The following is an 11282-nucleotide window of genomic DNA, read 5'->3' as shown; positions in this document are numbered from 1 at the left end:
AGCCGGCTCCCGCCGCCGAGCAGCCGGCTCCCGCCGCCGAGGCCCCGGTCGAGCAGCCGGCCCCCGCCGCCGAGGCGACGCCCGTGCCCGAGCAGCCCGCTCCGGCTCAGCCGTCGACCGAGCAGCCCGCAGGTGCCGAGGCGACCGCCGCGGCCGAGCCCGCTGCCGCGCCGACGCCCGAGGCGGCCCCTGCCGCCGAGCAGCCCGTCGCCGCTCCGGCGGCTCCCGTCGAGCAGCCCGCTCCGGCCACCCCGGCGGCGCAGGACGCCCAGCCGGTCGCCGCCCAGCCGACCGCCGATGCGGCCCCGGCCGCCGCCGGTGCGGCCGTCGCGGCGCCGCTCGGTTCGCGCGCCGGCTACGTCACCCCGATCGTGCGCAAGCTCGCGAACGAGAAGGGCATCGACCTCGAGGGCGTCAGCGGAACCGGCGTCGGCGGTCGCATCCGCAAGCAGGATGTGCTCGACGCGGCCGACGCCGCGGCGACTCCCGCCCAGACGGCTGCTCCGGCCGCCGCCGGGGCGCCTGCTGCCGCCGCTCCGGTCGTGGAGATCTCGCCGCTGCGCGGGACCACGGTGCCGATGTCGCGTCTGCGCAAGGTCGTCGCACAGCGTGCGGTCGTCTCGATGCAGACGACGGCGCAGCTGACCACCGTCGTCGAGGTCGACGTCACCAAGGTCGCGCAGCTGCGCGACAAGGTGAAGGCCGAGTTCCTCGAGAAGACCGGCACGAAGCTGTCGTTCCTGCCGTTCTTCACGCTGGCCGCCGCCGAGGCGCTGCGCGCCTACCCGGTGATCAACGCGACGGTCGACGGCGAGAGCATCGTCTACCCCGACCACGAGCACGTCTCGATCGCGGTCGACACCGAGCGCGGTCTGCTGACGCCGGTCGTGCGCGACGCGGGCGACAAGGACATCGCCCAGCTCGCCGCCGACATCGCGGACCTCGCCGGTCGCACGCGTGACAACAAGCTGCTGCCGGATGAGATGTCGGGCGGCACCTTCACGGTCACCAACACGGGTTCGCGCGGTGCGCTGTTCGACACCCCGCTGGTGTTCCTGCCGCAGGTCGCGATCCTCGGCACCGGCACGGTCGTCAAGAAGCCGGTCGTGATCAGCCAGGACGGCAGCGACGCGATCGCGATCCGCTCGACGGTGTTCCTCGCCCTGTCGTACGACCACCGCATCGTCGACGGCGCCGACGCCGCGCGCTTCCTCACGACGGTCAAGAACCGGCTCGAGGCGGGCGACTTCGCGGGTTCGCTCGGCATCTGATAGCGGGTGAGGCGGCATCCGCCTCACCCTGCCGCACCCTGGTAGGTGCGGATCCGCCACCCGGCCTCCCCTCTCATCACGAGAAGGGAGGCCGGTTCGCTGTCCGGGGTCAAGACGATCACGACGGCCCCGCCGAGATCGCCGCCGACGGACTGCGCCTGGAGCGTCACCTGCCGCCGATCCGCCTCGGTGGCCGCTCCGGCGTCGAGTCGCGCCAGCAGAGCCAGATCGTCGTGCCGGGCGGAGGATCCCGGCTCGGAGATCGCGGTCAGGCAGGTGCGATCGAGCTCCCGCAGGCACTCGGTGCGCGCGGTCAGCAGCGCCGAGGTCGCGGCGAGTGCATCGGCGCCCGTGACGGCCTCGCCCTCGCCACGCCTCGTGACGTCGGCGGTGCCGTGCCGCGACTCGCGCGCGGTCGTGGCTTCCGCGGCGGTCGCGCTCGGCGACGCGTCGGCCGGTGCGGAGGGGCGAACGTCGGGCCCGGAGCCGACGGTCGTGCCGCCGCCGGCGTCTCCTGAGGACGGTGCGGGGATCGCCACGAGCGCGATCACGGTGAGAAGGGCGGTGGCGCCGAGGGCCATCGCGATGCGGCCCCGGCGCGTCGATGCCAGTCGGATCGCACCGGAGCGCGCGTGCGCCGTGATCGCGGCGACCGGGGCACCGTCGAGCAGGCTCGGAACGACGGCCGACGCGACGGCGCCCGACGGTCGGGCACGCCGTCGCGGGGTCCGGGTGTCGCGGACCGCCGCTCGCGGCGCATCCAGCCGACGCCGACCCCGTCGGGGCGGGACAGTGGCGCGGCGCCGTGGCGGTCGCGCCACTGAGGTCGCGCGAGCGAGCGGCGACGACGCCGGTCGTCGGGGCGACCGTGCGTCGTCCGTCGGGCTCCCCGCCGGCGGAGCCACCGCCTCCGCCAGGGACTCCCCCGGCACCTCGCCGACCGCATCCACCGGGAATCGGATCGGCGAACCCGAGGCCAGCGCGAAGAGACCTCGGGCGAGCGCTCGGAGAGGGTCGTCGACGTCGCGAGCCGCCTCGTCGATCAGGGCGCCCGCCCGACGTCCCGTGCCGCCGGGGACGCGCTCGGCGACGGCCGCGGCCAGGGCGGTCATCGCGGACCGGTCGGCGATGACGCCGTCGAGCCGCTCGAGGTGGGCCGGAGGCAGCCCCTCGTCAAAGAGCTCGGCGCCGCCGAAACCGGCGAGCTGCGGCGCCCCGCTGGCATCGAAGAGCACGCGCTGGGCCGTGACGCGACGGTGCGCGACACCGACGTCGTGCAGGCGTGCCAGAGCCTGAGCGAGGGGCGCGATGAGCGTCACCAGCTCCCCCGCCGAGAAGGCGTCGCGCTCGCGCAGCAGTGCCGCCAGGTCGCCCCGGGGACACCGTTCGAGCAGCGCCGCGAGTCCCCCGTCGTCGGTGATTCCGACGTCGAGCAGGCGGGTCACGTGATCGCCCTGAGCTCGGCCGAGCGCGGCGAGCTCGTGGTCGGCGCGGGCGTCGTGGCGACGCCAGTGACGGGCGACCACCGGCATGCCGTCGCCGTCGTGCACGAGCAGCGTGCGCTGCTCGGCCGTCGACGACAACGTGCGCACGATCCGGTGCCCGGCGATCCGTCCATCCCGCCGCACCACGGCGGACGCGGGCCGGGAGACCGCCGACGGCGCTCCCGCGACGGGGGCGGGAGGGGCCGGGGCACGGGAAGCGGTGGCGAGTCGACGGAGCACGCTCCGACTCTCGCCGACGCGTCGGCGCCGCGGATCGTCGTCGGGCGATCGGTGGGAAACGCCGCGCGGGTGGGTGCTGGGGAGGAGCGCGCCAAGAGAGTCACGGGCGCCTCGGCGGGCGGCGTGCCTAGACTGGGCGCGTGGTCGACTATGTCGTCACGGGGCTAAGCGCCAACTCCGTGTCGTATTCGACGGCCCTCCAGCAGCAGCGTGATCTTCACGCCGCTGTCGTGGAGCGCCGGGCGCCAGAAACCGTCATCCTGCTCGAGCACCCCTCGGTCTACACGGCCGGGAGACGCACGCAGCCCGAGGATCGTCCCGACGACGGCACGCCCGTCGTCGAGGTCGACCGGGGCGGTCGCATCACCTGGCACGGTCCGGGGCAGCTCGTCGGCTATCCGATCCTGAGGCTGCCCGAGCCGGTCGACGTCGTCGCCTACGTGCGCCGGCTCGAGGCGATGCTCATCGCCGTGCTCGCCGACCTCGGCATCGACGCGGGCCGCGTCGACGGCCGCAGCGGCGTGTGGATGCGCGGCACCGACAAGATCGCCGCGATCGGCATCCGCGTGGCCGAGGGGGTGACCATGCACGGCTTCGCCCTCAACTGCAGCAACGCCTTCGACGCCTACGAGCACATCGTGGCGTGCGGACTCAGCGACGCCGGGGTGACCAGCGTCAGCCGCGAGCTCGGCCGCACGGTCACGACCGAAGAGGTCGTGCCGCTCGTGCGGAAGCACTTCGGGATCGTGACCGACGATGGAGAGGCGACCGCCGCATCCCTGTCGCCGACCGCCGCCGCTCCCGCCGCGCCCGCCGCGTCCGCCGCGTCGACGGCTCCGGTTCTCACGGGAGCGCGCGCATGAGCGCCCCCGTCGAGGGCCGCAAGCTGCTGCGGCTCGAGGTGCGCAACGCGCAGACGCCCATCGAGAAGAAGCCCGAGTGGATCAAGACCCGAGCCCACATGGGCCCGGAGTACACCGAGCTGATCGGCCTCGTGAAGAACGAGGACCTGCACACCGTGTGCCAGGAAGCCGGCTGCCCGAACATCTACGAGTGCTGGGAGGACCGCGAGGCCACCTTCCTGATCGGGGGCAGCCAGTGCACGCGGCGCTGCGACTTCTGCCAGATCGACACCGGCAAGCCCGCCGACTACGACACCGACGAGCCGCGTCGCGTCGCGGACTCGGTGTCGCGGATGGGCCTGCGCTACGCGACCGTCACCGGCGTCGCGCGCGACGACCTGCCCGACGAGGGCGCCTGGCTGCACGCCGAGACGGTGCGCGCCATCCACCGCCGCAACCCCGGAACGGGCGTCGAGATCCTCGCGACCGACTTCTCGGGCAACCCGGATCACCTCGCCGAGGTGTTCTCGAGCCGCCCCGAGGTCTTCGCGCACAACGTCGAGACGGTGCCGCGGCTGTTCAAGGAGATCCGGCCGGCGTTCCGCTACGAGCGCTCGCTCGGGGTCATCACGGCGGCGCGGGATGCGGGCCTCATCACGAAGTCGAACCTCATCCTGGGCATGGGCGAGGAGCGCGAGGAGGTGTCGCAGGCGCTGCGCGATCTGCGCGACGCCGGGACCGACATCATCACGGTGACGCAGTACCTGCGTCCGTCGCCCCGGCACCATCCGGTGACCCGCTGGGTGCGGCCGGAGGAGTTCCTCCAGATCAAGGCCGAGGCCGAGCAGCTCGGGTTCCTGGGAGTGCTGGCCGGTCCGCTCGTGCGCTCGAGCTACCGCGCCGGGCGGCTCTGGGCGCAGTCGATGCTTGCGCGGGGTCGCGAGATCCCCGCCGAGCTGCACCACCTGGCCGAGGCGGCCGAGAAGGGCTTCGCGCAGGCGGTGTCGTGATCCGCCCGGAGACCGGGGCGTTCGGGGCCCCGGTCTCCCGACGCGGACCGCGGCGTCGCCCGCACCCCGTATCCTGAACTCATGGCTCGCACCACGCCCGAGAAGGAACCCGGCCGCATCCGTCAGATGTGGCGCGTCTTCCAGATGACCCGCCGCTACGACCCGCTGATCGTCTGGTATCTGCTCCTCGCGTTCGTGGTGCCGACGGCCGTCGGCATCGTCGTCGCGGTCCTGCTCTCGCGCGAGAACATCCTCGGCCTCGTGCTCTACATCCTGTGCGGCATCCTGCTGGGCGTCCTGCTCGCGATGATCGTGCTCGGCCGCCGCGCTGAGAAGGCCGCCTACTCGCAGATCGCCGGGCAGCCCGGCGCCGTCGGGTCGGTCATCAAGAGCGGCCTGCGCCGCGGCTGGACCGGCACCGAGATGCCCGTCAACATCAGCCCGCGCACGCAGGATGCGGTCTACCGCGTCGTCGGCCGCGGCGGCATCGTGCTGATCGGCGAGGGCCCGAAGGCCCGCACGCAGCGCATGCTCGACGAGGAGCGCAAGAAGGTCTCCCGCATCGTGCCGAACGTCGAGGTGCATTTCGTCTTCGTCGGCCCGGATGCCGACTCCACTCCCCTGCACCGTCTCGCGTCGAAGCTGACGCGGTTCAAGCGGGCTCTGACCACCGCCGAGATCTCGGCTGTCTCGAACCGTCTGGCGTCGCTCGCGCGCACGCCCGGCGGGATCGGCATCCCGAAGGGCATGGACCCCACGAAGGTCCGCGCTCCGCGTCCTCGGTGACGGGTCGGCGGAATCCTGCGTCGACGTAACATCCCCGAAACATGGGCGTGATGGTCGGGTAATGGCCGTTCCCTATGTTCGGAATCAGTGTCGGGGCACCCGTGTCCGGCACCATCCGCATCCACGGCTATTTGGAGCAGCGCCCTATGTCCACCCCCCTGTTCAGCGACTCGTCTGAAGTCCTCAAGTTCATCAAGGACACGGATGTCAAGTTCCTCGACATCCGCTTCACCGACCTCCCCGGCGTGCAGCAGCACTTCAACATCCCGGCCTCGACGGTCGACGAGGACTTCTTCGCTGTCGGGCAGCTGTTCGACGGCTCGTCGATCCGCGGCTTCCAGTCGATCCACGAGTCGGACCTCCAGCTCATCCCGGACATCTCGACGGCGTTCGTCGACCCGTTCCGCACCGAGCGCACGCTCGTGATCGTCTTCGACATCTACAACCCGCGCAACGGCGAGATCTACGGTCGCGACCCGCGTCAGGTCGCCAAGAAGGCCGAGAAGTACCTCGCGTCGACCGGCATCGCCGACACCGCGTTCTTCGCCCCCGAGGCCGAGTTCTACATCTTCGACGACGTCAAGTACGAGGTGAAGCAGAACAAGAGCTACTACGAGGTCGACTCGTCGGAGGCCGCCTGGAACAGCGGACGCGACGAGGAGGGCGGGAACCTCGCCAACAAGACGCCCTACAAGGGCGGCTACTTCCCCGTCACCCCGGTCGACCAGCACGCCGACCTGCGCGACGACATCGTGCTCAAGCTCATCGAGGTCGGCCTCGAGGTCGAGCGCTCGCACCACGAGGTCGGCACCGCCGGCCAGGGCGAGATCAACTACAAGTTCGACACGATGGTGCACGCCGCCGACGACATCCTGAAGTTCAAGTACATCGTCAAGAACACCGCGCTCGAGTGGGGCAAGGTCGCGACCTTCATGCCGAAGCCGCTCATGGGCGACAACGGCTCGGGCATGCACGTGCACTCGTCGCTGTGGGATGGCGGCAACCCGCTGTTCTACGACGAGCAGGGCTACGGCGGACTGTCGGACATCGCCCGCTGGTACATCGGCGGCATCCTCAAGCACGCGCCCTCGCTGGCCGCGTTCACGAACCCGACCGTCAACTCGTACCACCGCCTGATCCCCGGCTTCGAGGCCCCGGTCAACCTGGTCTACTCGGCCGGAAACCGCTCCGCGTCGATCCGCATCCCGATCACGGGCACCAACCCGAAGGCCAAGCGCATCGAGTACCGCGCGCCGGACTCGTCGGGCAACCCGTACCTCGCGTTCGCGGCGATCCTGATGGCCGGCATCGATGGCATCAAGAACAAGATCGAGCCGCACGACCCGGTGGACAAGGACCTCTACGAGCTGCCGCCCGAGGAGGCCAAGGGCATCCCGCAGCTGCCGGGCTCGCTCGATGCCGCGCTCGACGCGCTCGAGGCCGACCACGACTACCTGCTCGAGGGTGGCGTGTTCAGCGAGGACCTGATCAACGCGTGGCTCGACTACAAGCGCGAGAAGGAGCTCCTCCCCTTCGCCCAGCGCCCGCACCCCTTCGAGTACGAGCTGTACTTCGGGGTCTGATCCCGCGCGATCGCACGACGGCCGTCTCTCCTCCGGGAGGGGCGGCCGTCGCCGTGTGCGGGGTGCGCGCCCGCGCTGCTCAGGCCAGGCCGACGATCAGGTTGATCGTCGAGGCGAGCACGAGAGTGCCGAAGGCGTAGGAGAGCAGGGTGTGGCCGAGCACGACGCCGCGCAGCTGCGAGGTGCGCAGCGAGGTGTCGGAGATCTGGTAGGTCATGCCGAGGTCGAAGGAGACGTAGGCGAAGTCGACGTAGCGCGGCCGCTCATTCCCATTGAAGTCGATGCCGCCGACCGGATGCGCGTAGTAGATGCGCGCGTAGCGCAGCGTGTAGAGAGTGTGGATGAGCGCCCACGACAGCGCGACGCTCGCGAAACCGAGCGCGGCGGCCGCCAGCTGCTCGCCGCCCGTGCGGGTGTCGAGCACGAGGAGCACGACCGCGACGACCGACGCGATCGCCGCGGTGAGGACGAGCAGCTCTCCCGGGATGATGCCGGGATCCTCGCGGGTCGCGTGCGTCTCGGTCGCGGCGGCGTCGAAGCGGAGCACGACGGTCCAGACCGCGATGACGTAAGTGAGGGCGGCGGCGACCCAGCCCGCGACGGGGGCGTAGGTCCAGTCGCCGAGGATCCCCACGGTGACGCCGACCGCGATGCCGACGATGGCCATGATGATCAGCCGGGTCGCGGCGATGCCGAGCAGACGACGGGGGCGGCGCTTCGCGGACATGGGCACATTCTCGACCTGCGTCGCCCGATCGATCGGCCGACGCGCTCGCCGCGGCGTCGCGGCACCTGCCCGCCGCGAGCCGCGCTGGCGGTGTCGGAAACTCAGGCGTTGTGCTCCGCATCCGCCCTCGGCTCCCTGCAGACCGGGGAGGCGGCGGACACAACGCCTGAGTTTCCGACGGGACCGCGCTCGCGAGGAGCGCGGCGGTCAGGCGACCGCGAAGACGGGCGCGGTGAACGTCGAGACGGTGGGCGCGTCGCCGACGCCCAGGCCGATGACGGTCCAGCCCGCCGCCTCCCAGGCCTCGTGGTCGAGGCAGTTGCGGGCGTCGATCACCGTGCGCGCGTGCACGAGCTCGGCGAGCTCCGCCGGGTCGGCCTCGGAGAACGCGTCCCACTCGGTGAGCACGAGCAGCACGTCAGAGGCCTGGGCGGCCGCCGCGACCGAGTCGACGAAGCTGAGCGTCGGGAACATCCGGCGCCCCGTCTCCCCCGCCGCCGGGTCGAACACGCCGACCTGCGCGCCGCGCAGGTGCAGCGCCGCCGCCACGTTCAACGCTGGCGAATCGCGCACGTCGTCGGTCAGCGGCTTGAATGCCGCCCCGAGCACGCCGATCCGCCGGTTGAGCACCGAGCCGCCCGCGGCCTGCCGGGTCATGTCGATGACCTTCTGGCGCTGCCCCATGTTGATCTCGTCGACCTGCTGCAGCAGTCCGACCGCCTGCAGCGCGCCGAGCTCGCCGGAGCGGTGCATGAGCGCCCGGATGTCCTTCGGCAGGCAGCCGCCGCCGAACCCGAGCCCGGCGTCGAGGAAGGCGCGGCCGATGCGCGGGTCGTAGCCGATCGCATCCGCGAGGGTGCGCACGTCGGCGCCGGCGGCGGTGCAGATCTCGGCGATCGCGTTGATGAACGAGATCTTCGTCGCGAGGAAGGCGTTCGCGCTCACCTTGACCAGCTCGGCGGTCGGCAGGTCGCAGGCGACGAAGGCGGCGCCCTCGGCGAGCGGTCCGGCGTAGAGCTCGCGCATGAGCGCCTCGGCGCTCGCGCTCGCCCCGCCGATCACGACGCGGTCGGGATGCAGCGTGTCGCCGACGGCCTTGCCCTCGCGCAGGAACTCCGGGTTCCAGATCAGCTCCACCGCGACACCCTCGGGCACCAGGGCGGAAGCGATCTCGCGCATCCGCTCGGCCGTGCCGACCGGCACGGTCGACTTGCCGACGATGACGCCGTCGTGGGTCATCGCCCGGGCGACGGCGGCGACGGCCGCCTCGACGTAGTCGAGGTTCGCCGCGTGGCTGGTCGCCCGCTGCGGCGTGCCGACGCAGACGAAGTGCACGTCCGACCCGGCAACCGCGTCGGCGGTGTCGGTCGTGAAGCGCAGGCGTCCCGTCTCGAGATGCTGCGCGATGAGCTCGTCGAGCCCGGGCTCGTAGAACGGCACGACGCCGGCCTGGAACGCGGCGATCTTCGCCTGGTCGGGATCGGCCGCGATCACCTCGAAGCCGAGCTCGGCCATCGCGGCCGCGTGGGTCGCGCCCAGGTAGCCGCTGCCGATCACGCTGACGCGGGGCGGGCTCGCCTGGTCGTCGGGTGCCGGGATGCTGTCGTCACTGTCCATGGTGGTCTCCTCGCTGCTCTCGTCGGTGCGGCTCGATCCGGTGTCGCTGGTGTCGCTGATGTCGCTGTGGCTGAAGCCGGTGTCGCTGGTGTCGCTGATCTCGTGGAATTCGGTCTCGTCGTCGTGCTGCTCGTGCTCGGTCATCCTCAGCCGCCCTTCGTGAACCGGCCTCCGGGCGTATGCAGCCCGGCGGCGAAGGCCTCGACCGATCTGGCCGAGGAGTCGATGCGCCAGTCGTTGGTGGCGAGCTCGCCGTCGACCTTGCTGGTGACGGTCATGCTGAACCACGCGAATCCGACGATGTCGGCGTTCTCGGGGGCGTTCAGCCCGCGGAAGAACGACGCCAGCCAGTCCGGCTTGTGCCCTTCGATCTCGGAGGCGCCGACCTCGGCGAGCAGGATGCGCTTGCCGGGCGCGATCTGCCGCAGCTGCCCGAGCGTGGCGGAGAAGGTCTGGTCGAAGCCGATCTCCTGACCGGCTTTGAACGGCGGCCGGAGGTAGGACGACATCCCAACCCAGTCGACGTAGTCGTCGCCGGGGTAGAGCGAGCGCAGGTACTCGAGAGAGCGGCGGTCGCTGCTCAGCTTGTCGATGCGGTTCGGCGCCCAGGTCCAGATGACGTAGGCGTTCGCGCCCTGGGCCTCGAAGATGTCGTGCACGTGCCGCCAGGCCTCGACGTACTGGCCCTGCGTGTTCGTATTGATGCCCTCCGACCAGGGATACCAGTCGCCGTTCATCTCGTGGTCGAAGCGGAGCACGAACGGCAGTCCGGTCGCGACGACGTCCTGCGCGAACTTCGTGATGTACGCGTCGTGGCCGCCGGAGATGATCGAGCTGAGCGTGTACTCCGGCTCCTCCTTCTGATCGTTGGCCGAGCCGATCGGCCGGGACTCCCAGGTGAGCATCGGCAGCACGCCCTTCTGCCAGGAGCGGGTGATGCCGCTGGCGCGGAAGTCCTCGTCCCAGCCGGAGAAGAACCCGGCGGCTGACGGCGTCGCGTCGATCTTCTTCGACACCGCGTCGAACTCGGCCCAGTTGAAGGGCGACTGCGCCGTGTACATGCCGAAGTACGGCGACGCGGGGTTCAGCAGCTGCTCACGCGAGGGCGCCGTGACGGCGGGTGTCGTGGCGCTCGTGCCGCCCTTCGATCCGCCCCCGGATGCGGTTCCGCCGCCGGTCGAGCGGGCCGCCGTGGCCTGCGCCAGCTCCGCCTTGACTGTGCTCAGCTCGGTGCGGCTGGCGGCGAGCTGCCCCTGCAGCTCCGCGATCTGCGCGCGCAGCGCCTGCTCGCGGAATCCCGCTCGCGCGACCTTGCCGTTGGCGGCGTCGAGCTTCTTCTGAGTCGTGACCGAGGCCGAGAGCAGCTCGTTGCGCTCGGTCGTGAGGCGCTGCGCGCCGGTGATGTCGGAGACGACGTCCTCGACGCGCTGCGCCGGCGAGTTGGGCGAGGTCCAGATCATCCCGGTCACGATCCCGAGACCGGTCACGAGGGCGATGGCGCCGAGGACGGCGCCGCGGGCGCTGCGGCGGCTGCCCGCCCACCAGGCGGAGGCGGGGGCGACGGCGGCGGCGAGAGCTCTAGACAAGGAAGATCGCCTCCAGTGCGAAGATCGCCGCGGCGACCAGGTAGGGGATGGCTGCGTAGGGATTGAGGCGACGGCGCGCACGCGGTCGCGGTCGTGCGGGGCTCGTGACGACCTCGGCGGCCGGGAGCGGGGGCGC

General features: G+C 71.5%; 9 protein-coding genes. 5 read left to right on the top strand and 4 right to left on the bottom strand.

Annotated elements, in window-relative coordinates; all coding sequences use genetic code 11:
- Positions 1 to 1271: 2-oxoglutarate dehydrogenase, E2 component, dihydrolipoamide succinyltransferase (sucB, locus tag FJ658_RS12175; protein WP_141145880.1), on the top strand; the 1271-nt coding region annotated here is incomplete at its 5' end.
- Between the two features lie 23 nt (positions 1272 to 1294).
- Here sucB and FJ658_RS12170 read toward each other — a convergent pair.
- On the bottom strand, positions 1295 to 2854 hold the full coding sequence (locus FJ658_RS12170; RefSeq protein ID WP_141145641.1) for a protein kinase: 1560 nt from the start codon (positions 2852 to 2854) through the stop codon (positions 1295 to 1297).
- A 281-nt stretch (positions 2855 to 3135) separates the two neighbouring features.
- Here FJ658_RS12170 and lipB point away from each other — a divergent pair, with 281 nt between their 5' ends.
- The 4 genes from lipB (at position 3136) to glnA (ending at position 7216) form a co-directional block, all read left to right on the top strand.
- Positions 3136 to 3858: a lipoyl(octanoyl) transferase LipB gene (gene lipB / locus FJ658_RS12165; RefSeq protein ID WP_141145640.1), complete on the top strand. Its 723-nt coding sequence runs from the start codon at positions 3136 to 3138 to the stop codon at positions 3856 to 3858.
- On the top strand, positions 3855 to 4847 hold the full coding sequence (lipA, locus tag FJ658_RS12160) for a lipoyl synthase (RefSeq protein ID WP_141145639.1): 993 nt from the start codon (positions 3855 to 3857) through the stop codon (positions 4845 to 4847). The genes lipB and lipA overlap by 4 nt, the downstream gene beginning before the upstream one ends.
- 81 nt (positions 4848 to 4928) lie before the next feature.
- Positions 4929 to 5633 carry a DUF4191 domain-containing protein gene (locus FJ658_RS12155; protein ID WP_141145638.1) on the top strand — a complete coding sequence of 235 codons (705 nt, stop codon included), beginning with the start codon at positions 4929 to 4931 and terminating at the stop codon, positions 5631 to 5633.
- A 158-nt stretch (positions 5634 to 5791) separates the two neighbouring features.
- Entirely contained in the window at positions 5792 to 7216 is a 1425-nt protein-coding gene (gene glnA / locus FJ658_RS12150) for a type I glutamate--ammonia ligase (RefSeq protein ID WP_141145879.1), read from the top strand.
- Positions 7217 to 7295: 79 nt separating this feature from the next.
- Here the strand turns inward: glnA and FJ658_RS12145 are convergent, their stop codons facing one another.
- The 3 genes from FJ658_RS12145 to FJ658_RS12135 form a co-directional block, all read right to left on the bottom strand.
- The gene (locus FJ658_RS12145; protein WP_141145637.1) at positions 7296 to 7943 is read right to left on the bottom strand and encodes a DUF1345 domain-containing protein; all 648 of its coding nucleotides are present in this window, start codon (positions 7941 to 7943) and stop codon (positions 7296 to 7298) included.
- A 207-nt stretch (positions 7944 to 8150) separates the two neighbouring features.
- Positions 8151 to 9560, bottom strand: coding sequence for a UDP-glucose/GDP-mannose dehydrogenase family protein (locus FJ658_RS12140; protein ID WP_141145878.1), 1410 nt, complete (start codon positions 9558 to 9560; stop codon positions 8151 to 8153).
- 146 nt (positions 9561 to 9706) lie between these two features.
- A complete protein-coding gene (locus FJ658_RS12135) occupies positions 9707 to 11146 on the bottom strand; it encodes a glycosyl hydrolase (RefSeq protein ID WP_141145636.1) in 1440 nt (479 codons plus the stop codon).
- Positions 11147 to 11282: the final 136 nt, after the last annotated feature.

Source organism: Schumannella sp. 10F1B-5-1, from assembly GCF_006517535.1.
GTDB lineage: Bacteria > Actinomycetota > Actinomycetes > Actinomycetales > Microbacteriaceae > Schumannella.
The sequence above is the reverse complement of the archived record's forward strand: the minus strand, read 5'-3'. Positions and strand labels throughout refer to the sequence as shown.

Bases quoted from the DNA above. Each gene is read 5' to 3' on its own strand.
- lipA (WP_141145639.1), top strand. From the start codon at position 3,855: ATGAGCGCCCCCGTCGAGGGCCGCAAGCTGCTGCGGCTCGAGGTGCGC.
- FJ658_RS12155 (WP_141145638.1), top strand. From the start codon at position 4,929: ATGGCTCGCACCACGCCCGAGAAGGAACCCGGCCGCATCCGTCAGATG.
- FJ658_RS12145 (WP_141145637.1), bottom strand. From the start codon at position 7,943: ATGTCCGCGAAGCGCCGCCCCCGTCGTCTGCTCGGCATCGCCGCGACC.
- FJ658_RS12140 (WP_141145878.1), bottom strand. From the start codon at position 9,560: ATGGACAGTGACGACAGCATCCCGGCACCCGACGACCAGGCGAGCCCG.